Raw genomic sequence first — 20,486 nt, 5'->3', positions numbered from 1 at the left:
CACCGCACCCTCGCCGACGGCTGGGCCCTCGGACGCTTCTACCCCAGCGAATCAGCCCGCCGCAAAGCCCTGCCGGCCTGGCTCCATCACTACAACCACCACCGCCCCCACACCGCAACCGGCGGCAAACCACCCGTCACCAGGTTGACCAACGTCCCTGGGCAGTACACCTAGCCCCGCTCAGCAGGCGAAGTCCTGGTCCATGTCGAGGCCGCCCTCGCGGGGCTGGGTGAAGGAGAACCAGTTGCCGGAGTCGTCGCGGAAGAGGGCCTCCGTGCCGTACGGACGCTCCTGCGGCTCCTGGAGGAACTCGACCCCGCGGTCCTTGAGCTTCTTGTAGTCGCCGTGGATGTCGTCGGTGGTCAGCACGCCGGCGCCGAGCGCGCCCTTGGCCACCAGCTTCTTGATCATCTCGGCGGACTCGGGGTCCAACGAGGGGCCGGACGGGACCATCAGCGTCAGTTCGACGTCGGGCTGGTTCGGGGAGCCAACGGTGAGCCAGCGCATGCCGCCCTCGCCCATGGTCATGTCGGTGCGGACCTCCAGGCCCAGCTTCTCGGTGTAGAACGCCTTGGCCCGGTCCTGGTCGAGGACCCAGACGGTCGAGATGGCGAGACCCTTGATCATGGCGTGCTCCTGTTTGTTCGCGCTGCTTCCGCGGCCGTTCCCGCTTGCCCTGTCACGGTAGGCAGCGGGGGGCTCAGTCCGCTTCTCCGGAATTGCGCCGCACGCCGCCCGCCCAGTGCATGACGTAACAGCCGGGTATGAGAGCGGTCCCCCGCCCCACGTGCTTCGTCCGGTACTCGCTCGGGGTGAGGCCGGTCCACGCCTTGAACCGGGTGGAGAAGGTGCCCAGGCTGCTGAAGCCGACCAGGTGGCAGATCTCGGTCACGGACAGGTTGGCGGTGCGCAGCATGTCCTCGGCGCGCTCGATGCGGCGGCGGGTGAGGTACTGGCCGGGTGTCTCGCCGTACGCCTCCTTGAAGGCGCGCAGGAAGTGATACCGGGAGTACCCGGCGTGCGCGGCGACCGCTTCGAGGTCGAGCGCCGGGTCGGCCCAGTCACGGTCCATGGCGTCCTTCGCCAGCCGCAACTGCCGCAGCTTGTCCATACGCCGATGGTGGCACGGGGCACTGACAGCGGCCGGTGGAGGCGCGGGCGGTGTCAGTGGCCGTCCCTAGTCTTGGGCGCCATGGGGATACGGATCGACGCAGAGGTGAGTTACCCGATCAACGACGAGGTGGAGCGGGTGCTCGGGTTGGCCGAGGCGGTCGGCGAGCCCGTCACGGTCACGTTCGTGTGGGAGGGGGGCCGGGAGACGGAATACGCGGTGCTGGTGCCCGCGGCCACGCTGGCGCTCTGGGAGCACTGGGCCCCCACCGCCTACCCGATGAGGGACGCCGAGGGCGGGGGCCAGGCTGTGGCGGAGGAGCCGGAACTGGCCCACCCCGAGGAGTTCGGCGCCTTCACGCTCTTTCGCCGTCGCGCGGGAGGCCGTACGGCGGTCGCTCGCGACGGCGTGGTGGTCGCCGAGCTCCTGGGCACCGGCGAGGCGCACTGGCTCGAGGAGCAGGCCCGCAATGTCCGCCAGGGCTTCATGGATCCGAAGCAGAGGGCGGCGTTCGAGGAGTTCCTTGCCCGGCAGGCGGACCGGGGGGAGTAGTAGCGAGCGTGAGCATCTTGGGGGCAAGTGTCATCGAGCTGCTCGAATGAGCGGCTCGATGACAGTTGGGGGTACGGTGTTCGGGCTGTGGGCGGGGGGCGGCGACTACCGCAGGCCGTCGACGAACGCCTGCCAGGCCCCGGCTCCGACGGTGACGACCGGCCCGGCGGCAACCTTGCTGTCGCGCACGGGGACGGTGCCGGTGGGGCACCCATCGGCCACCTCGACGCATTCGCCGCCGGTATTGCCGCTGTACGAGGAGGTGCGCCAGGCAGCGCCGCCAGTGACGGTGCACTCGACGCAGTCACCGCCGTTGGGGCCGCTGTAGCTGGACTTACGCCACTGGGTCTCGCTCGGTCCGGTCTTCATAGCGTTCCTCCATTACGCGGGCGATCAGCGCCGCCGAGTCCTTCACGGAGAGGGCGGCCGCTTGCAAGTGAGCGTAATTGAGATTGGCTTCCTTGATGGTCTCCGGGTTGGCCGTCATGTGGCCGGACATCATGTCTTCGGTGTAGAAGACGTCCGGGTGGTCCTCGAAGCGGAGGACGTTGAACGCCCCCGCAAGGCCAGGGTGTTCACCTGCAGACAGCGGCAGTACTTGGATACGCATCCAACGGTGGTTGATGAACTTCAACAGGTGCCCGAGTTGGTGCCGCATCACGTCATCGTCACCGATCGGCCGGTGCAGCACAGCCTCGTCCAGGATCACCAAGGTCAGGGGCGGCTTCTCCCAGTCGAGGATGCGCTGGCGTTCCAGCCGAGCGGCCAGCAAGCTTTCCAGTTGTTCCGGCTTACCTGTGGCCAGTACCGCCCGCGCGTATTCCTCGGTCTGCAACAGCCCATAAACCAACTGCGCCTGATACGTCGAGATGTACGCCGCCTTCGCCTCCATCTCCGCGTACGGCTGAAACCACGTGGGGAGTTGGCTCCGCAGGACCAGCCCGACCAGCCGGGAGAACAAACCGTCCGTACCCAGCGCGGCGTCCACCCGCTCGGAGAAGTCCCGTGTCGGGACCTTCTTCGTGGTCTCGATCTGGCCGACCAGTGAGCCGGTGCAGAAGATGATGTCGCCGAGCTGGCCCTGCTTGAGGCCGTGCGCCTCGCGCTGGCGGCGCAGTTCCCAGCCGTAGTAGTCGAGCGGGGACGCGGTCGGGTCGAGGGACTGGATGTTGGCCACTGCGGCACCTCACTCCGGGACTGCGGACGGCAACACCTCACGGCGTTCGTTTCTGTGCGTAGTCGAGCGTACGCACCGCGTCGCAGGGTTGTGGCGTGAATCACGTAACCGGTCCGCAGGCGGCGGACGTTGAGAGCCAGTACCACGCCGAGTTCGCCATGGGCGCGCACTCGGCCCGGCACCTGCGCCGCGTCCTGCGGCTCTACCTCGTCCGCTCCGGCCTGTCCGACGTGGCCGACGCCGCCGAGCTGGCGCTCACGGAGCTGGTCGCCAACGTCGTGCGGCACGTGCCCGGCCGTCGCTGCCGCGTGTGCTTCCTGCTCCTGCCCGGCGCGGTGCGGGTGGAGGTCGCCGACGACTGCCCGGAGCTGCCGGTTGCGGCGGTTGCGGCGGTTGCCGACACGCTGGGCGACGGCGGGCGCGGACTCGTGATCGTCGCGGCGGTGGCCGACCGGTGGGGTGTCGCACCGTATGCCGACGGGCGGGGCAAGACGGTGTGGTTCGAGTGCGTCAGCGGAGCGGCTTCGTCGGCGTAGCGTCCGCGACCGAGCCCTCAGCCCGCCGCGTGGCGTGCGGCGACGAGGCGTACCTCCTGGGCGGCACCCGCCGGTTCCAGCAGCATGTTCCCGGCCTCGCGTCCCTCCTGGTGGACGCGCAGGCGCGGGCCGTCGACGAGGACGCGCAGCTCCGGTCAGGGGTGGCGCCACAGCAGTGCGGAACGCTCCCACAGTTGCAGTCCGTGGCTGGTCACCAGGAGCTGGTACTGCGGACTCTCGTGCGCCGATGGCGGCGTGTGCTCGCGATAGGGAGGCCGGACCGTGTAGGTGCCGAGGACCTTCTCGCCCGGTTCCAGTGCCTCGCCGCGCACGGCGCGCCGCCGGCCGATCCGCACCCCGGCCCAGCCCGCGAGTCCGGCCGTCAGCACGGCCGGGCCTGCCACCGCCCACCAGGGCAACGAGGCTTCCACGCCCGCCAAGACGACCGCGACGACCGGAAGGACCGCGACCCCGGCGGCGCCGGTCAGCTCCGCCCGTCGGATGGGCCTTCCGCTGTCTCTTCCGCTGTTGCCGTCCATGCCACGCCCCCGGTTTCCGCTCGCCCTCCCGGCGTCTTCGCAGCCACCACCCTGCGGCTGTGGCCGGGACGTTCGCCGGGCCGGCTGGGGCTTCATCTGTCACCTGCCAATGATTTCCGAGCAGTCCGGCAACCAGCCCACGCCCTGGCCGAAACCGGTTGTACCCGGGAGGGCGATGCGCTTGGGTCCATGATCGTGACTGCCTTGAGTGATCTCATACGCCCCGACCGCTATCCGCGCTCCTCCCGCTACGACCCCGCCTGGCTGCTCGACCTCGACATGGGTCCCAACCCCCTGTGGCTGTTGGAGGACCTCGCCCGGGATCTCGACCTGCGACCGGGGATGCGGATTCTCGACCTCGGTTCCGGCAAGGGCGCCACGTCTGTGTTCCTGGCCCGTGAGTACGGCGCCGAGGTCGTCGCGGCCGACTGGTGGATCGCCCCGGAGAAGGCCACGGCCGTCTTCGCCGGCGCGGGAGTCGGCGACCGGGTGACGGCCGTGCGGGTGGAGGCGCACGCGCTGCCGTTCGAGGAGGAGAGCTTCGACGCCGTCGTAAGCGTCGACGCGTTCGAGTACTTCGGTACGGCGGACAGTTACCTGCCGTATCTCGTACGGTTCCTGCGTCCCGGCGGGCAGTTGGGCATGGCGACGCCCGCCCTGACGCGGGAGGTGCGCGAGCTGGGGGCGATCCCGCCGCACATCAAGGACGTGGTCGGCTGGGAGGCGATGGCCTGGCACACCGCCGATTGGTGGCGCTTCCAGTGGGGGGTCACCGAGCTGGTGGACGTCACCTCCGCGCGGTTGCAGCAGGACGCCTGGCGGAACTGGCTGCTGTGGGCGCGGGCGGGGGCCGGGTACCGGGCGGACAGCCGGAACGCGGACGACCGGGCCGTCATCGACATGCTCACCACCGACGGCGGGGAGTTCCTCTCCTTCGCCCTGGTCACCGCGCGCCGGAACTGACCGGACCGACGACAAAGGGCCTCCGGGTGGCCGGAACCACCCGGAGGCCCTTGTGGCAGGCAGGCAGGCAGGCAGGCGTCACACCGCCTCGGTCACCGGCGCCTTCGCCGCGGTCGTGTCGCCGTCGCCGTCGGCCGGGGCGTCGGCCGCCTTCGGGCCCGCCCCCTTCAGCGGCACCTCCTTGACGAAGACCGCCGCGACCAGGGCGACCACCGCCACCACGGCGCCGAGCAGGAACGCGCCGTGGGTACCGGAGGACACCGCCTCCTGGTACGCCACGCGTGCCGCCTCCGGCAGCTTGGCCAGGCTCGCCGCGTCCAGCTGCGCCGACTGCTCGGTGACCTTGGAGCCCAGTGCCCCGGCCTTCTCCGCCATGACGTCCTGGACCCGGTGGTTGAACAGCGCGCCCATGATCGCCACGCCGAAGGAGGAGCCGAGGGTGCGGAAGAGGGTGGCGGAGGAGGACGCGACGCCCATGTCCTTCATCTCCACGCTGTTCTGCGCCACCAGCATGGTGATCTGCATCAGGCAGCCCATGCCGAGGCCGACGACTGCCATGTACACCCCGGAGGTGAAACGGCTGGTGTCGGTGTCCATGAGCGAGAGCAGGTACAGGCCGAGGGTCATCAGGGCGCCGCCCACCACCGGGAAGATCTTGTAGCGCCCGGTGCCCGTGGTGACCCGCCCGGAGACGATCGACGTGACGAGCATCGCGCCCAGCATCGGCAGGAGCAGCAGCCCGGAGTTGGTGGCGGACGCGCCCTGCACCGCCTGCTGGTACAGCGGCAGGAAGAGGGTGGCGCCGAACATGACGAAGCCGACGATGAAGCCGATGAGGGACATCAGCGTGAAGTTCCGGCTGCGGAAGATGTGCAGCGGCATGATCGGCTCGGCGGCCCGGGTCTGCCAGAACACGAACCCGACCAGCGCGGCGACGCCGATGCCGATCAGCTCCATGATGCGCGCGGAGGTCCAGGCGTACTCGGTGCCGCCCCAGGTGGTGACGAGCACGACGGCGGTGATGCCGACGGTCAGCAGCGCGGCGCCCAGGTAGTCGATGCGGGCCTCGCTGCGCTTCTTCGGCAGGTGCAGTACGGCGCTGACGGCGATCAGCGCGACCGCGCCGAGCGGGAGGTTGATGTAGAAGGACCAGCGCCAGCCCCAGTGGTCGGTGATGGTGCCGCCGACCAGCGGTCCGCCGATCATCGCCAGCGCCATGACGCCGGCCATCATGCCCTGGTACTTGCCGCGCTCCCGCGGCGGTATGAGGTCGCCGATGATGGCCATGACGCCGACCATCAGACCGCCGGCGCCGAGGCCCTGGACGGCGCGGAAGCCGATGAGCTGGCCCATGTCCTGGGCCATGCCGCTGAGCGCCGAGCCGATCAGGAAGATCACGATCGACGTCATGAACGAGCCCTTGCGCCCGTACATGTCACCGATCTTGCCCCAGAGGGGGGTGGAGGCCGCGGTCGCGAGGGTGTAGGCGGTGACCACCCAGGAGAGGTGTTCCAGGCCGCCCAGCTCACCCACGATCGTCGGCATCGCGGTGCCGATGATCATGTTGGCATCGCGAGCATCATCGCGATCATGAGCGCGAGCAGGACCACCCGCACGCTCTTCGGCTGCTTGGCACCGCCGCCGTCGCCGGATCGCACCCCCGACGCCTCCGCTCGTACTCCCGGTGTGTCCGCCATCACTTCCCACTCCCCCAGCTACCGCTGCTCCACCGACCTACTTACTTGCCGCCCGGCAAGTTGACTACACTCGGGAAGCTAGACGCGTAACTAGCCGGTCGTCAAGTAAGTTTTCGGAAAGTGCGCGGAACAGGAGGTGCGTAGGAGGATGGGCGGCACGATGGACGGCACCAAGCAGCAGCGACGCCGCGGGAACACCCGCCAGCGCATCCAGGACGTGGCGCTCGAACTCTTCGCCGAGCAGGGGTACGAGAAGACCTCGCTGCGCGAGATCGCCGAGCGCCTGGACGTCACCAAGGCCGCGCTCTACTACCACTTCAAGACCAAGGAAGAGATCCTCGTCAGCATCTTCGAGGATCTCTCACGGCCCATGGAGGACCTGATCGCGTGGGCGCGGGAGCAGCCGCACACGCTGGAGACCAAACAGGAGATCATCCGCCGTTACAGCGAGGCGCTGGCGGGCGCGGCGCCGCTGTTCCGCTTCATGCAGGAGAACCAGGCGACGGTGCGGGACCTGCGCATCGGCGAGATGTTCAAGACCCGCACGCTCGGTCTGCGCGACAGCCTCATCGACCCGGAAGCGGACCTGGTCGACCAGGTCCGCTGTGTCAGTGCGCTGTTCACGCTGCACGCCGGGATGTTCGTCCTGAAGGACCTCGAAGGCGACCCCGAGGAACAGCGCGCGGCTGTTCTCGAGGTCGCCACCGATCTGGTCACCCAGGCGCACCGGGGCTCATCAGGCGCGTAGCCCTGCTCCTCAGACGGTCACGCCCTTGGCGCGCAGGAAGGAGACCGGGTCGACGGCCGAGCCGTAGTTCGGGGTCGTACGGATCTCGAAGTGCAGGTGCGGGCCGCTGGAGTTACCGGTGTTGCCGGACTTGGCGATGGACTGGCCGGTCTTCACGATCTGGCCGGCCTTCACGTTGATCTTGGACAGGTGCGCGTACTGGGAGTACGTGCCGTTGCCGTGCTTGATCACGATCGCGTTGCCGTAGGCGGGGCCGTCACCGGCGCCGTTGCCGCCGGCCTTGACGACGGTGCCGCCGTGCGCGGCGACGACGTTGGTGCCGATCGGCACGGCGAAGTCCTGGCCGCTGTGCTTGGAGGCCCACATGCCGCCGTTCTGGGCGAAGCTGGCGGTGAGCTTGTACTTCTTGACCGGGTCCACCCAGGAGGCGGCCTTCTTCTTGGTGGCCGTCTTCTTGGCGGCGACGGTCTTCGCGCCGGCCTTCTCGGCCTTCGCCGCCTTGGCCTGCGCCGCGGCCTGGGCCTCGACGGCGCTCGCGGCGGTGGAGGTGCTGGAAGCCGCCGTGGTGCCGGTGGCGGCCGCGACCCCGGCTCCCAGTGCGACCGAGGCTCCGAGGCCTGCGGCCATCACCGCGGCGCGGGTGCGGATGGTCGTACGGGAAGAACGGGACGTGACACGCGGAAACATTCGAACCTCATGGGGACGGGTGCAGAGGAAAGCCCCTCCGGCAGGACGCGAAGGCGCTCACCGGGCGGGCTCCACATTGGTAACCCGGGGGGCCCGAACCGCACAAAGGTGTGACCTACGACCCTATTTAGTACTTCAGCGCGAAACTTCCCGACTCTTGACAGAGCACCCATTCCGGACAGAACCAGCTCAGACGCCCGCCAATCGACCATCCCGCCGCACTGATATGTCCGTTTTCGTAGTTCTTGCGGCTTCCACTATTCCCCGTAGTACAGCCCGGAAGGCCTGTGCGGCACGTCACCGGTGACCATGATCGAAGGGCCGGTGAATGTGACGGGGGCTACTCCTGTCCCGGCTAACCCACCCCCCGCTCAAGGGCGTTCACCTAGGCTCGGAACATGGTCGACGTCACAGCACTCGGGGCCCGTGTCGCGTCCAGCGCGGTCGCGCCCCTCGTCCGCAGGCTCTTCGTCCGGGACGGGCCGGGGGCCGGGCTCGTCGACCGGCCGGTGCGGATATCGGCGCTGGTGTCCTTCCGGAGCGAGAAGCGGAGCGTCACGCCCAGGGACGTCGACAGGATCGCCGCGGAGCTGGTCCGCAGGGCGCTGGCGTCGGCCGGCCCGCGGGAGCGGCCCGTCGACGCCACCGAGGCGACGGCCGTCAAGGAAGCCCTGGCCCACACCCTCGCCCGGCTCGGCGAGATCACCGTCGAGGACTACGAGGCCGTCGGGCTCGGGCCGGACCGCTTCGCCCGCGAGCTGCGTGCGAACGTGCCGCTGTCCCCGTACGGCCTGAGCGGGGACGGCGTGCTGCTGTACGAGCGGCTGCTGCACACCGCCTCGCTGCACATCCTGAACTTCCTCACCCAGCGCTCCACCTACGTGGCCCGCCGGCAGACCGTCCAGACCCAGCAGCTGGCGCGGCTGGTCCAGGCCGTCGACGTACTCCTGGAACGGCTGCCGTCCCAGTCGGCCGAGGACGCCGGGTTCGAGGAGCGTTACGCCGATCACATCGCCGACCGGTACGGCACGCTCACCATCTACGGGTTGGACGCCGGGACCCGTGAGTGGCCGCTGGACACGGCGTATCTGAGCCTGGAGGCGACCCGGCCGCAGGCGGCGGGACGGGCGGGCCGCCGGGACGCCGAGTACCTGACCGTGGCCGCCGAGCAGGTGCTCGCCGGCCAGGACCAGGTGTTCCTGCGCGGCGTCGCCGGCTCCGGCAAGACCACCCTGGTGCAGTGGCTCGCGGTGACGGCGGCCGGACGCGCCTACGACCACGGGCTGACCCACCTCATCGGACGGGTGCCGTTCGTGCTGCCGATGCGCCGGATCGTCCGGCCGGGGGCCGAGCTGCCCTTTCCCGGCGACTTCCTGCGGGCGGTCGGCTGTCCCGTCGCCGGGGAGCAGCCGCCGGGGTGGGTGGAGCGCGTCCTGCGGGCCCGGCGCGGGGTGCTGCTGGTCGACGGCATCGACGAGATCGCCGGCGAGCGCCGCGCCGCCGCCCGGCGCTGGCTGCGCGAGCTGGTGCGGGCCTTCCCCGGGAACCTGTGGCTGGTCACCTCCCGCCCCTCGGCCGTACCGGAGGACTGGCTGGCCGCGGAGGGGTTCGGTGAGCGCGTGCTCGCCCGGATGTCCCAGGACGACATCGCCACCTTCGTGCGGCGCTGGCACCGCGCGGCCGGGGTGGAGGAGTCGGTCGGGGAGTCGCTGCTGGCGTCCGTGCGGGGCACCTCCGAACTGAACCAGCTCGCCACCAACCCCCTCATGTGCGGCATGCTGTGCGCCCTGCACCGCGACCGGCGCGGCTTCCTGCCGCAGGACCGCAGGTCCCTGTACGAGGCCGCCCTGACCATGCTCCTGGAGCGCCGGGACCGGGAGCGGGAGCTGCACGGTCCCGACGGGGTGCGGTTGGCGTACGCCACGCAGGTGCAGCTGTTGCAGAAGCTGGCGTGGTGGCTGATCCGCAACGGCCGCCAGGAGATGGACCGGGCCGAGGCCCTCCAGATCACCGGCCGGGCGCTGCCCGCGCTGAACCTGGCGGACACGGGCGACGAGGAGGTCTACCGCGCGCTGCTGCTGCGCTCCGGACTGCTGCGCGAGCCGGCCGAGGGGCGGGTGGACTTCCTCCACCGCACCTTCCGGGACTATCTCGGTGCCCGGCTGGCCGTGCAGGAGATGGACTTCGACCTGCTGGTCAACCACGCCGAGCTGGACGACTGGGAGGACGTCATCCTGCTCGCCCTCGCGCACGCCAGGCCCAGGGAGGCGGAGTACGTTCTGCGCCGGCTCGCGGACTCGGGCCACGCGCGCGGCACCCTGCTGGCGGCCGCCGGGCTGCGGTACGTGGCGGAAGCCGAACCCGGGACGCGCAAGCGGGTGGAGGACGGACTGCGGACGCACATACCGCCGGCCACCTTCGACGCGGCGAAGGAGCTGGCGCACGCCGGGGGCGACCTGGTGCTGGGCCTGCTGCCGGGGCCGGAGGAGGTCGATCCCCGTACGGCGGCCCTTGTGGTGCACACGGCGGTCGGCGTGGGCAGCGAGGCGGCGCTCCGGTTCCTGTGCCGTTTCCGCGATCATCACGGCTCCGGCGTGCAGCAGTCCCTCGCCGGCGCCTGGCACCTGTTCGACCGGGACCGGTACGCCCGCGAGATCCTCGCCCACCTGCCCCGCCAGTGGGCCGTCGGCGTGTCCACGGCCGACGACCTGCGCACGCTGCGCTCGCTCGGCGGCTGGGAACACGTCCACGTCCGCGGCGCGTACCGCGTCGACGACCTGACCGACCTGATCGTCGCGGAGCGCCTCGCCCATCTGACGCTGGACTTCGCGCATCCGGTGGAGGGGCTGGCCTGGCTCTCGGCCTTCCCCGGTCTGCGCTCCGTGACCGTGCTGACGGACACGGACACGGACCCGGCCGTGGCCCGGCAGGTGCCGGACGGAGTGAAGGTCCAGCTCCCCGCACCCGACTCGTTCTCCCGACCCCAGGGGTAAGCCGTATCCATGGATCCCGCCGTCCGCACCCCCTCCCATCTCGCCGCCCCTCTCGTCCGCGGACTCTTCCGCGAGCCCGTCCGGCCGCCCGTGTTCTCCGAGCCGGTCCCCGGCCTCGTCGGCTGGCACGGCCGGGACGCGTCCGCCACCCCGGACGACGTCCACCGCACCGCCGCCGACCTGGTCCACCTCGCCGCCGAACGGCACGCCGCGCCCACCGCCGAACTGGCCCCGGTCGTCGACGTCCTGGCCCGCACCCTGCTCGCGATCGCCGAGGTCGACGTCACCGACGCCGACGCCGTACGGCTCGGCCCGCAGGACTACGCGCGGCGGCTGCGGGGCGCGGTGCAGGGCGCGGACCGGGAACTGTCGCCGGACGCCGCCTGGTTCCACGACGCGCTGCTGGTCTCCGTGTGCCTGCACGTCCTGCACCACCTGGTGCGGCGCTCCCCCTATCTCCAGCGCCATCTGGCGGGGCGGGCCGGCCGGATCGCCCAGCTGGTCGACCTGGGCGACGCGGAGGCGGCGGCCCGGCAGCCCGAACGGTCCGAGGAGGACGCGGCGTTCGAGGCCGAGTACGCCCAGTGGGTGGCCCGGCGGCACGGCTGGCTGACCATCGTCGGCGTGGACTTCCCCAACGCACCGGACCGTTGGCCGCTGGAGGAGACGTACCTGAGCCTGGAGGCGGAGGAGCGCAGCGGCGGTGTGGGCGGCGCGGAGGACGAGCAGCGCACCGTCCTGCTCGCGGACCGCGCCCTGGAGGACCACGAACGCGTGCTGCTGCGCGGCGGCGCGGGCTCCGGCAAGACGACCCTGGTCCAGTGGCTGGCCGTGGCCGCCGCCCGCCAGGGCTCCCGGGTCCCCTTCGTCCTGCCCGTACGCCGCTTCGCCCGCGAGGGCTTCCCGGCGCCGGACGACTTCCTGCACGCGGTCCGGCACCCGCTGGCCGGCCGGGCGCCGGAGGGGTGGGTGGTGCGCACCCTGCTCTCGGGCCGTGCCCTGCTGCTGGTCGACGGCATCGACGAAGCCCCGGAGAAGACGCGCGGCGAACTGCGCGACCGGCTCCGCCGACTGCTGCGGGTCTTCTCCGGCAACGGCTGCCTGGTCACCTCCCGGCCCTCCGCCGTGTCGGACGGCTGGCTCTCGGGGGGCGGGCTGGCCGAGGAGGACTTCGTCGAGCTGTCCCTGGCGCCCATGTCGCGGGACCAGGTGACGCGGTTCATCCGGGACTGGCACTCGGCGGCCCGCCTCGACGAGCAGAGCCGCTCGACCGGGCCGCGGGAGCGGGGTGCGCTCGACGAGTACGAGCAACGGCTGCTGCACTCCGTACGGATCTACCGCGAGCTGCGCCAGCTCGCCACCAACCCCCTGATGTGCGGCCTGATATGCGCCCTGAACCGGGACCGCGCCGGCTCCCTCCCCAGCGGCCGCAAGGAGCTCTACGACGCCGCCCTGGAGATGCTGCTGCAGCGCCGCGACCCCGAGCGGGACGTGCTGTACGCCGACGACGTGCGGCTCCAGCAGAGCACCCGGGAGCGGCTGCTGCAGAAGCTGGCCCACGCGATGCTGGAGGAGGACGCCTCCGAGCTGACCCGCGAGCGGGCGGTCGGCATCCTGGACGCCGCGCTGCCCGCCATGCCCGCCGCCCGTGCGCAGGGGGACGGCGCGAAGATCTTCCGCCACCTGCTGCACCGCACCGGTCTGCTGCGCGAACGGTCGGGAGAGTCGGTCGACTTCGTCCACCGCACCTTCCAGGACTATCTGGCCGCCAAGGAGATCGTGGCGCGCGGCCGGTTCCCCACGCTGGTGGACCACGCCCACCAGTCCGAGTGGGAGGAGGTCATCCGCATGGCCGCCGCGCACGCCCGCCCCGAGGAGTGCTCCCAGTTCCTGGAGCGGCTGCTCGCGGCGGCGCCCGGACTGCGCCGCCCGCAGATCAACCACCGGCGGCTGATGGCCGCGGCCTGCCTGGACCACGTCACCGAACTCGATCCGGCCGTCCAGCGGCTGGTCCACGACCGTACGAAGAACCTGGTGCGCCCCAGCACGGAGCCGGCCGCCCGCGGGCTGGGCTGGGTCGGCCCCATCGTCCTGGAGCTGCTGCCCGACCCGGGTCAGGTCCCCGACGACCGGCAGGCGCTGCTGCTCGCCATCACCGCCACCCGCGTCCAGGACGACGCCGCCATCGACTACCTGGTCCGCCTCCGGTCCCGCTCCGCCCTGCCGGTCCGCACCGAACTCGTCCGGGGCTGGCGGCACTTCGACACCGAGCGGTACGCCCACGAGATCATCGCCCATCTGGATCCGGACGGCCTCTACTTCCCCGTCGCCGACACCACCGAACTGGCGGCGCTGCGTGAACTCGGCGGGCGCCCGCGCATCCAGGTGGCCGGGGTGATGCGCGCCGAGGAACTGCTGGCGGGCCTGGCCCCCGACCAGCTGACCCACCTCTGGCTCAACGCGGAGCTCCCCGACACGGACGTCTCCTGGCTGTCCGGGTTCCCCCGGCTGCGGGTGCTGCGGGTCAACCCCCGCCTGCCGCGGGTGCGGAACGTGCCGAACGGGGTGGAGATCACAGCGTGACGAGGGCGCGGCCCCCCAGGGGGGCGGTGGCGGCGGTGGCGGGCCGGTGTCGGCCCCGCCGCCTCGGCTGACTACTGCTCAGTAACCCAATCGTTGCCGTCCGGCCACTTGTTCGGGCAAGCATGCACGCGACAACTTTGTTGCCGTCAGGCATCCGCGCAGGCATGAGAGGACCCAACCCCCCATGACCGAACAGACCGGACAGACCAGACATACCCGGCGCACCTGGAAGCGGGCCGCGGGCACGGCCGCCGTCACCGCGGCGGCGCTCACCGCGACGGTCACGCCGGCCGTCGCCGCCCCGGCCGAGACGCCGCGCGCCACGGTGACCGCGGCATCGGCGGCGGCGGCCGCGGACGTCGACTACGCCACCTGGCAGCGGGACTGTCAGGCCGTGATGGACGGAGCGCTGCCCTACCTGAAGGAGCGGATCGCCGACGCCGGCCCCGGCGAGAAGCAGGCGATCGTCCTCGACATCGACAACACCTCCCTGGAGACCGACTTCGGCTTCAGCTACCCGCAGCCCGCCAACCGGCCGGTCCTGGAGGCCGCGCAGTACGCCCAGGAGCACGGCGTCGCCCTGTTCTTCGTGACCGCCCGCCCGGGCATCATCGAGGCGCCCACCGAGTGGAACCTCGACCACGCCGGCTACGACTCCTCCGGCCTGTACGTCCGCGGCTTCCTCGACCTGTTCCGGGACGTCGCCGAGTACAAGACGGAACAGCGCGCCAAGATCGAGTCGCAGGGCTACACGATCACCGCGAACATCGGCAACAGCGCCACCGACCTGTCGGGCGGCCACGCCGAGAAGACGTTCAAACTCCCGGACTACGACGGCCAGCTGTCCTGACGCTCGATAGGCTCCCCCCGTCGAACGACCACGGGGGTGGCGCATGGAACCAGCGGTACTCGGCGGGAAGTTGGCGTCCAGCCTGGTCGCCCCGCTGGTGAAGAAGCTCTTCGCGACGAACGGCCCCGGCGCCGGACTGGTCGACAGGCCGGTCCGGCTGACCCACCTCGTGGCATTCCGGGGCGAGCAGCGCACGCTCGGCGAGAAGGAGGTGCGCCGTCTCGCGGGGCGGCTGGTCGGGGACTCCCTGGACTCCCCCGGCGAGCCGCCCTTCCCGCGCGACGAGACGGAGGCCGTCACCGACGCCCTGACGGCCCGCCTGCTGGCCCTCGGCGACCTGGACATGGACGACGTGCAGGCGGTCGGGCTGGGCCACGGTGAGCTGGCCGCCCGGTTGCGGCGGCAGGCCTCCGCCGTCGGGGCGGGTGTCGGCCTGTCCGCCGACGCGGGCTACTTCCTCGACTCCGCGACGGAGTGGGCCTGCCTGCACATCCTGGAGTTCTTCACCCGACGCTCCACCTTCGTCGCCCGGACCCTGGTGGCCCAGACCCGCGGCCAGGCCGAGCTGATCGCGAAGGTGGACGAGCTGATCACGAGGGTGCCCCGCCCGGACGCGCGGGACACGGCCTTCGAACGCCGGTACCTGCCGTACGTGGCCGAGCAGCACAACCGCATCACCATCTACGGCATCGACCTGCGCGACTCCCCGGACAGGTGGCCCCTGGAAGTCGCCTACCTGAGCCTGGAGGCGACCGGCGACGGGGAACGCGCCGCCCTCCCGGGGGAGTACGCGGAGACGGAACGCACCGTGCGCCTCCCCGCCGAGGACGCCCTCCTCACCCACGACCGTGTGCTGCTGCGCGGCGACGCGGGTTCCGGCAAGACGACCCTCGTGCAGTGGCTGGCGGTCACCGCCGCCCGGGAGGGCGACCGGGTCCCGTACGTCCTGCCGCTGCGCACCCTCGTCCGGGCGGGCACGCTCCCCGCACCCGCCGCCTTCCTCACGGCGGTGGGCTGCCCGCTCACCCCGGCCGAGGGCTGGGCGGAACGGGTGCTGAGCGCCGGCCGGGGCCTGGTCCTCGTCGACGGCCTGGACGAGATCCCCGCCGCCGAGCGGCACCGCACCCGCGACTGGCTCCTCGCCCTCATCCGCGCCTTCCCCGGCAACCGCTGGCTGCTCACCTCCCGCCCCACCGCCGTACGCCCCGACTGGCTGGCCCCCGAGGGCTTCCGGGAACTGGCCCTCACCCCGATGCGCCGGCCCGACGTCACCACCTTCGTCCGGCGCTGGCACGCGGCGGCCGACGCCCCCGCATACGAGGCGAAGCTGCTCGACGCCCTGCGCACCAAGCGGGATCTGGCCCGCCTCGCCACCAACCCGCTGATGTGCGGCCTGATCTGCGCCCTGCACCGGGAGCGGCGGGGCTACCTCCCCACGGGACGCAAGGAGTTGTACGACGCCGCCCTCACGATGCTGCTGGCCCGCCGGGACCGGGAGCGTGGCATGGAGGCGGTCGAGCTGAGCGAGGAGGCCCAACTGGAGCTGCTCCAGCGGCTGGCGTACGCGCTGGTGCTGAGCGGGCGCACGGAGATGGAGGTCGAGACGGCCGAGGGCATCGTGGAGCGCTCGCTGCCGTCGGTCGCCTCGGCGGCGGGGCAGGGGGACGCGGCGACGGTCCTGCGGGCGCTGGTCCTGCGCAGTGGGCTGCTCCGACGGCCCGCGGAAGGGGTCCTGGAGTTCGTCCACCGCACCTTCCAGGACTACCTGGGCGCGCGGTACGCGGTCGAGGAGGGCCACCTCGACGTCATCGCCGGCCGTGCGGACGACACCCAGTGGGAGGACGTGATCCGCATGGCCGTGGCGCACGCCCGGCCCGGGGAGCGTGCGGTCCTGCTGCGCCGGCTGCTGGCGGAGGACACCCCGCGGCTGACCTTGCTGGCACTGGCGTGCCTGGAGCACGCGACCGCCCTCGATCCGGCGGTGCGGGCGGAGGTGGAGGCGCGGGCGGGGGAGCTGATTCCGCCGCGGTCCAAGGAGGACGCCAAGGCGCTGGTGGAGGCGGGACCGCTGGTCCTGGAGCTGCTGCCAGGGCCGGAAGGACTGACGGACGCGGAGGCGCACGGGATCACGGTGACGGCTTCGCTGCCGGCACGGCAGGAGCCGAGCGGGGCGCTCGCGGTGCTCCGCCGGTTCCGGGAACACGCGGATCTCGATGTGCGACGGCAGCTGGTCGGGACGTGGGACCGGTTCGACGCGCACGAGTACGCCGTCGAAGTCCTGGATCACCTGGACCGGACGGGGCTGTTCCTGACGTGCGCGACCGTGGCCCAGCGCGAGGCGGTCGCCGTGATGGGGCCGTGGGCTCGCCTCGGGTTCCGCGGACCACACCGGACGAGCGAGATGCTCGGCTGCGTGGCGGACCCGGGGACTGTCGAGCAGTTGCACATCGTCGCCAACCCCGAGGTGACCGAGCTGGGTGAGCTGTCGGCCTTCGACTCGCTGAAGCTGCTGCTGATCCACTGCTCATCGGCGCGCGGCCTGGGGCAGCTCGCGGCCTTGTCGCTCACCGACCTCCTGGTCATGGAGACCGCCGATCTCGCCGGTCTGCCGGACCTGACCTCGGTCGTCCAGCTGTCCGTGGACCAACGGCTCCCGGGCACGCGGCTGACCGACTCGCTTCCCACGGAGGCGCCCTTGGCGTACCTCTACCTCGGCGACGACGCCACCGCCGGTACCGGGCTTCGCGGCCTCTCCCACTGGGAGACGTTGGGGGCCGTGTACCTGGCCCCGACCACGCCGCTCACCGCTGAGGACTGGGCAGAGGTCCGGAGTCTGCGGCAGCTCGTCCTCCTGTACCTGGACGGGCGCCTCTTCCCGGACAACCTCGGCCCGATGCCCGCTCTCCCCGGCGTCGCCAGCCTCAATCTCATGGCTCTGGAGGGCGACGAGGACATCTCGGTCCTCCGGCCCCTCCTGCCCGACCTGCGCACCGTCACTCTCAGCGCCGCCCACGGTGCCACCCTGGACACCGACCGCCTCGCCGCCCTCTTCCCCGACGCGGAAGTCGTCCTGGAGTGACGCCGCCACCCACCGCGGCAAGAGAAAGGGGCTGCCCGGGACCGAAGTCCCGGGCAGCCCCTTTCCAGGCTCACCCCCGGAGGGCTACGCCTCCTTGCTCAGATTCGGCCCGGCACCGCCGGCCGCCTGCTCGATCGGCGGGACGTCGGGGAGCGCCGACTTCTCCTCACCCCGGAAGGTGAAGGTCGCCGCGTCGCCCTCGCCCTCGGTGTCCACGACCACGATGTGGCCGGGACGCAGCTCGCCGAAGAGGATCTTCTCCGACAGCGTGTCCTCGACCTCGCGCTGGATCGTGCGGCGCAGCGGACGCGCGCCCAGCACCGGGTCGTAGCCCTTCTTGGACAGCAGCTCCTTGGCGGACTGGGAGAGCTCGATGCCCATGTCCCGGTCCTTGAGGCGCTCGTCGACCTTGTCGATCATCAGGTCGACGATCCGCAGGATGTCGTCCTGGCTGAGCTGCGGGAAGACGACCACGTCGTCGACGCGGTTGAGGAACTCGGGCCGGAAGTGCTGCTTGAGCTCGTCCTGGACCTTGTTCTTCATGCGCTCGTAGTTGGACTTCTTGTCACCCGCGGCGGCGAAGCCGAGGTTGAAGCCCTTGGAGATGTCCCGGGTGCCGAGGTTGGTCGTCATGATGATGACCGTGTTCTTGAAGTCCACGACCCGGCCCTGGGAGTCGGTCAGGCGACCGTCCTCCAGGATCTGCAGCAGCGAGTTGAAGATGTCCGGGTGGGCCTTCTCGACCTCGTCGAAGAGAACGACGGAGAACGGCTTGCGGCGGACCTTCTCGGTCAGCTGGCCGCCCTCTTCGTAACCCACGTATCCGGGCGGGGAACCGAAGAGACGCGACACCGTGTGCTTCTCGCTGAACTCCGACATGTCGAGGGAGATCAGCGCGTCCTCGTCACCGAAGAGGAACTCCGCGAGCGCCTTGGACAGCTCGGTCTTACCGACACCGGACGGACCGGCGAAGATGAACGAGCCACCGGGACGCTTCGGGTCCTTCAGGCCGGCACGGGTACGGCGGATCGCCTTGGACAGCGCCTTGACGGCGTCGACCTGGCCGATGACCCGCTTGTGGAGCTCGTCCTCCATGCGCAGCAGGCGGGACGACTCCTCCTCCGTGAGCTTGAAGACCGGGATGCCGGTCGCCGTGGCGAGGACCTCGGCGATCAGCTCGCCGTCGACCTCGGCGACGACGTCCATGTCGCCGGCCTTCCACTCCTTCTCCCGCTTGGCCTTGGCGGCCAGGAGCTGCTTCTCCTTGTCGCGGAGGGAGGCGGCCTTCTCGAAGTCCTGCGAGTCGATCGCGGACTCCTTGTCACGGCGGACGCCGGCGATCTTCTCGTCGAACTCGCGCAGGTCCGGCGGCGCGGTCATCCGGCGGATGCGCATCCGGGAACCGGCCTCGTCGATCAGGTCGATCGCCTTGTCCGGCAGGAAGCGGTCCGAGATGTAGCGGTCGGCGAGGGTGGCCGCCTGGACCAGGGCCTCGTCCGTGATGGAGACGCGGTGGTGGGCCTCGTACCGGTCACGGAGACCCTTGAGGATCTCGATCGTGTGCGGCAGCGACGGCTCCGCGACCTGGATCGGCTGGAAGCGGCGCTCGAGGGCCGCGTCCTTCTCCAGGTGCTTGCGGTACTCGTCCAGCGTGGTCGCACCGATGGTCTGCAGCTCACCACGGGCCAGCATCGGCTTGAGGATCGACGCGGCGTCGATGGCGCCCTCGGCGGCACCCGCACCGACCAGCGTGTGCAGCTCGTCGATGAACAGGATGATGTCGCCGCGGGTGCGGATCTCCTTGAGCACCTTCTTCAGGCGCTCCTCGAAGTCACCGCGGTAGCGGGAGCCGGCGACCAGCGCGCCGAGGTCCAGGGTGTAGAGGTGCTTGTCCTTGAGGGTCTCGGGCACCTCGCCCTTGACGATGGCCTGCGCGAGGCCCTCGACGACGGCGGTCTTGCCGACGCCGGGCTCACCGATCAGCACCGGGTTGTTCTTGGTACGGCGGGACAGCACCTGCATGACCCGCTCGATCTCCTTCTCGCGCCCGATGACCGGGTCGAGCTTGGACTCACGAGCGGCCTGGGTGAGGTTCCGGCCGAACTGGTCGAGGACCAGGGACGTGGAAGGCGTGCCCTCCGCAGGACCGCCGGCGGTGGCGGTCTCCTTGCCCTGGTAACCGGAGAGCAGCTGGATGACCTGCTGCCGCACCCGGTTGAGATCGGCGCCCAGCTTGACCAGGACCTGGGCGGCGACGCCCTCGCCCTCACGGATCAGGCCGAGCAGGATGTGCTCCGTGCCGATGTAGTTGTGGCCCAGCTGGAGGGCCTCGCGCAGCGAGAGCTCCAGAACCTTCTTGGCACGGGGGGTGAAGGGGATATGGCCGGAAGGGGCCTGCTGGCCCTGGCCGATGATCTCCTCCACCTGCTGGCGGACCGCCTCGAGCGAAATCCCGAGGCTCTCAAGGGCCTTGGCGGCGACACCCTCACCCTCGTGGATCAGGCCCAGGAGGATGTGCTCGGTGCCGATGTAGTTGTGGTTGAGCATCCGGGCTTCTTCCTGAGCCAGGACGACAACCCGCCGCGCGCGGTCGGTGAACCTCTCGAACATCGTTAATCGCTCCTCAGAGCGGTCAGGCAGTAAGGGGAACTTCCCCTCCCTGTCCTTCCGCAGCTTAGTCCCGCAAGCGGGGACCGCTCATTCCAACTGCCGACACCGTCGATGGCCTCCTGACCCCTGACGCCGACATCTGCCACAACCCGATGGTGCGAGACGATGTTCCCGCAGGCCAGGCACTTACCCCACTCGCCAGTACGCCGATGGCGAACGTAAGACGGCCCGATCTGCGTGTCGCCCCCTCCCACTAGGGATGTCTTACCCGCTGGGACTGACACTCCATGCCGCGCGCCCCGGTTCCCTCCGCTACGGGCGAACAACCTTGCGCCTCGCCGCACCCCCGCACGCCCCCTCT

General features: G+C 70.9%; 16 protein-coding genes and 1 pseudogene. 9 read left to right on the top strand and 8 right to left on the bottom strand.

The genetic code is table 11. From position 1 onward, the window contains the following. On the top strand, positions 1–174 hold a 174-nt coding region (locus ACFCZF_RS31480; RefSeq protein WP_376674516.1), incomplete at its 5' end, for an integrase core domain-containing protein. 6 nt (positions 175–180) lie between these two features. Here the strand turns inward: ACFCZF_RS31480 and ACFCZF_RS31475 are convergent. Next, positions 181–627 carry a VOC family protein gene (locus ACFCZF_RS31475; RefSeq protein WP_376674511.1) on the bottom strand — a complete coding sequence of 149 codons (447 nt, stop codon included), beginning with the start codon at positions 625–627 and terminating at the stop codon, positions 181–183. Positions 628–700: 73 nt separating this feature from the next. Beyond that, on the bottom strand, positions 701–1,111 hold the full coding sequence (locus ACFCZF_RS31470; RefSeq protein ID WP_376674510.1) for a helix-turn-helix transcriptional regulator: 411 nt from the start codon (positions 1,109–1,111) through the stop codon (positions 701–703). Positions 1,112–1,192: 81 nt separating this feature from the next. On the opposite strand from ACFCZF_RS31470, the gene ACFCZF_RS31465 reads away from it, so the two are divergent. Further along, positions 1,193–1,663, top strand: a complete 471-nt coding sequence (locus ACFCZF_RS31465; protein WP_376674509.1) for a hypothetical protein — start codon at positions 1,193–1,195, stop codon at positions 1,661–1,663. A gap of 105 nt (positions 1,664–1,768) precedes the next feature. Here the strand turns inward: ACFCZF_RS31465 and ACFCZF_RS31460 are convergent, their stop codons facing one another. Both ACFCZF_RS31460 and ACFCZF_RS31455 read right to left on the bottom strand, forming a co-directional pair. Next, positions 1,769–2,032, bottom strand: coding sequence for a DUF397 domain-containing protein (locus tag ACFCZF_RS31460; RefSeq protein WP_375917946.1), 264 nt, complete (start codon positions 2,030–2,032; stop codon positions 1,769–1,771). Next, the gene (locus ACFCZF_RS31455) at positions 1,998–2,840 is read right to left on the bottom strand and encodes a helix-turn-helix domain-containing protein (protein WP_376674508.1); all 843 of its coding nucleotides are present in this window, start codon (positions 2,838–2,840) and stop codon (positions 1,998–2,000) included. The genes ACFCZF_RS31460 and ACFCZF_RS31455 overlap by 35 nt, the downstream gene beginning before the upstream one ends. A gap of 95 nt (positions 2,841–2,935) precedes the next feature. On the opposite strand from ACFCZF_RS31455, the gene ACFCZF_RS31450 reads away from it, so the two are divergent. Further along, positions 2,936–3,376, top strand: a complete 441-nt coding sequence (locus tag ACFCZF_RS31450; RefSeq protein WP_376674507.1) for an ATP-binding protein — start codon at positions 2,936–2,938, stop codon at positions 3,374–3,376. A gap of 155 nt (positions 3,377–3,531) precedes the next feature. On the opposite strand, the gene ACFCZF_RS31445 is transcribed toward ACFCZF_RS31450, so the two are convergent. Next, the gene (locus ACFCZF_RS31445) at positions 3,532–3,915 is read right to left on the bottom strand and encodes a hypothetical protein (protein ID WP_376674506.1); all 384 of its coding nucleotides are present in this window, start codon (positions 3,913–3,915) and stop codon (positions 3,532–3,534) included. Positions 3,916–4,110: 195 nt separating this feature from the next. Here ACFCZF_RS31445 and ACFCZF_RS31440 point away from each other — a divergent pair, with 195 nt between their 5' ends. After that, on the top strand, positions 4,111–4,878 hold the full coding sequence (locus ACFCZF_RS31440) for a methyltransferase domain-containing protein (protein WP_376674515.1): 768 nt from the start codon (positions 4,111–4,113) through the stop codon (positions 4,876–4,878). Between the two features lie 78 nt (positions 4,879–4,956). Here the strand turns inward: ACFCZF_RS31440 and ACFCZF_RS31435 are convergent. Beyond that, positions 4,957–6,575: pseudogene (locus tag ACFCZF_RS31435) on the bottom strand (MDR family MFS transporter). A gap of 148 nt (positions 6,576–6,723) precedes the next feature. Here ACFCZF_RS31435 and ACFCZF_RS31430 point away from each other — a divergent pair. Continuing rightward, complete coding sequence (locus ACFCZF_RS31430; protein ID WP_375917935.1) at positions 6,724–7,323, top strand: TetR/AcrR family transcriptional regulator; 600 nt, start codon at positions 6,724–6,726, stop codon at positions 7,321–7,323. A 9-nt stretch (positions 7,324–7,332) separates the two neighbouring features. On the opposite strand, the gene ACFCZF_RS31425 is transcribed toward ACFCZF_RS31430, so the two are convergent. Next, positions 7,333–8,010, bottom strand: coding sequence for a M23 family metallopeptidase (locus ACFCZF_RS31425; RefSeq protein WP_345633481.1), 678 nt, complete (start codon positions 8,008–8,010; stop codon positions 7,333–7,335). A gap of 398 nt (positions 8,011–8,408) precedes the next feature. Here ACFCZF_RS31425 and ACFCZF_RS31420 point away from each other — a divergent pair, with 398 nt between their 5' ends. The 4 genes from ACFCZF_RS31420 to ACFCZF_RS31405 all read left to right on the top strand — a co-directional run bounded on the left by ACFCZF_RS31420 (position 8,409) and on the right by ACFCZF_RS31405 (position 17,515). Continuing rightward, a complete protein-coding gene (locus ACFCZF_RS31420) occupies positions 8,409–11,003 on the top strand; it encodes an NACHT domain-containing protein (protein ID WP_376674505.1) in 2,595 nt (864 codons plus the stop codon). A gap of 9 nt (positions 11,004–11,012) precedes the next feature. Beyond that, positions 11,013–13,586: an NACHT domain-containing protein gene (locus ACFCZF_RS31415; protein ID WP_376674504.1), complete on the top strand. Its 2,574-nt coding sequence runs from the start codon at positions 11,013–11,015 to the stop codon at positions 13,584–13,586. A gap of 184 nt (positions 13,587–13,770) precedes the next feature. Beyond that, positions 13,771–14,436 carry an HAD family acid phosphatase gene (locus ACFCZF_RS31410; protein ID WP_376674503.1) on the top strand — a complete coding sequence of 222 codons (666 nt, stop codon included), beginning with the start codon at positions 13,771–13,773 and terminating at the stop codon, positions 14,434–14,436. Between the two features lie 43 nt (positions 14,437–14,479). Further along, positions 14,480–17,515: an NACHT domain-containing protein gene (locus ACFCZF_RS31405; RefSeq protein ID WP_376674502.1), complete on the top strand. Its 3,036-nt coding sequence runs from the start codon at positions 14,480–14,482 to the stop codon at positions 17,513–17,515. An 84-nt stretch (positions 17,516–17,599) separates the two neighbouring features. On the opposite strand, the gene ACFCZF_RS31400 is transcribed toward ACFCZF_RS31405, so the two are convergent. Then, a complete protein-coding gene (locus tag ACFCZF_RS31400; RefSeq protein ID WP_375920566.1) occupies positions 17,600–20,125 on the bottom strand; it encodes an ATP-dependent Clp protease ATP-binding subunit in 2,526 nt (841 codons plus the stop codon). Positions 20,126–20,486 lie beyond the last annotated feature (361 nt).

The organism is Streptomyces sp. NPDC056296, assembly GCF_042268605.1.
Taxonomy (GTDB): Bacteria; Actinomycetota; Actinomycetes; order Streptomycetales; family Streptomycetaceae; genus Streptomyces.
This window is presented reverse-complemented; position numbering and strand designations above follow the sequence as displayed.

What these genes read in the sequence shown, in the direction of transcription:
- ACFCZF_RS31475 (WP_376674511.1), bottom strand. Translation starts at nt 627, where the DNA reads ATGATCAAGGGTCTCGCCATCTCGACCGTCTGGGTCCTCGACCAGGAC.
- ACFCZF_RS31470 (WP_376674510.1), bottom strand. Translation starts at nt 1,111, where the DNA reads ATGGACAAGCTGCGGCAGTTGCGGCTGGCGAAGGACGCCATGGACCGT.
- ACFCZF_RS31465 (WP_376674509.1), top strand. Translation starts at nt 1,193, where the DNA reads ATGGGGATACGGATCGACGCAGAGGTGAGTTACCCGATCAACGACGAG.
- ACFCZF_RS31460 (WP_375917946.1), bottom strand. Translation starts at nt 2,032, where the DNA reads ATGAAGACCGGACCGAGCGAGACCCAGTGGCGTAAGTCCAGCTACAGC.
- ACFCZF_RS31445 (WP_376674506.1), bottom strand. Translation starts at nt 3,915, where the DNA reads ATGGACGGCAACAGCGGAAGAGACAGCGGAAGGCCCATCCGACGGGCG.
- ACFCZF_RS31430 (WP_375917935.1), top strand. Translation starts at nt 6,724, where the DNA reads ATGGGCGGCACGATGGACGGCACCAAGCAGCAGCGACGCCGCGGGAAC.
- ACFCZF_RS31425 (WP_345633481.1), bottom strand. Translation starts at nt 8,010, where the DNA reads ATGTTTCCGCGTGTCACGTCCCGTTCTTCCCGTACGACCATCCGCACC.
- ACFCZF_RS31420 (WP_376674505.1), top strand. Translation starts at nt 8,409, where the DNA reads ATGGTCGACGTCACAGCACTCGGGGCCCGTGTCGCGTCCAGCGCGGTC.
- ACFCZF_RS31415 (WP_376674504.1), top strand. Translation starts at nt 11,013, where the DNA reads ATGGATCCCGCCGTCCGCACCCCCTCCCATCTCGCCGCCCCTCTCGTC.
- ACFCZF_RS31410 (WP_376674503.1), top strand. Translation starts at nt 13,771, where the DNA reads ATGACCGAACAGACCGGACAGACCAGACATACCCGGCGCACCTGGAAG.
- ACFCZF_RS31405 (WP_376674502.1), top strand. Translation starts at nt 14,480, where the DNA reads ATGGAACCAGCGGTACTCGGCGGGAAGTTGGCGTCCAGCCTGGTCGCC.
- ACFCZF_RS31400 (WP_375920566.1), bottom strand. Translation starts at nt 20,125, where the DNA reads ATGTTCGAGAGGTTCACCGACCGCGCGCGGCGGGTTGTCGTCCTGGCT.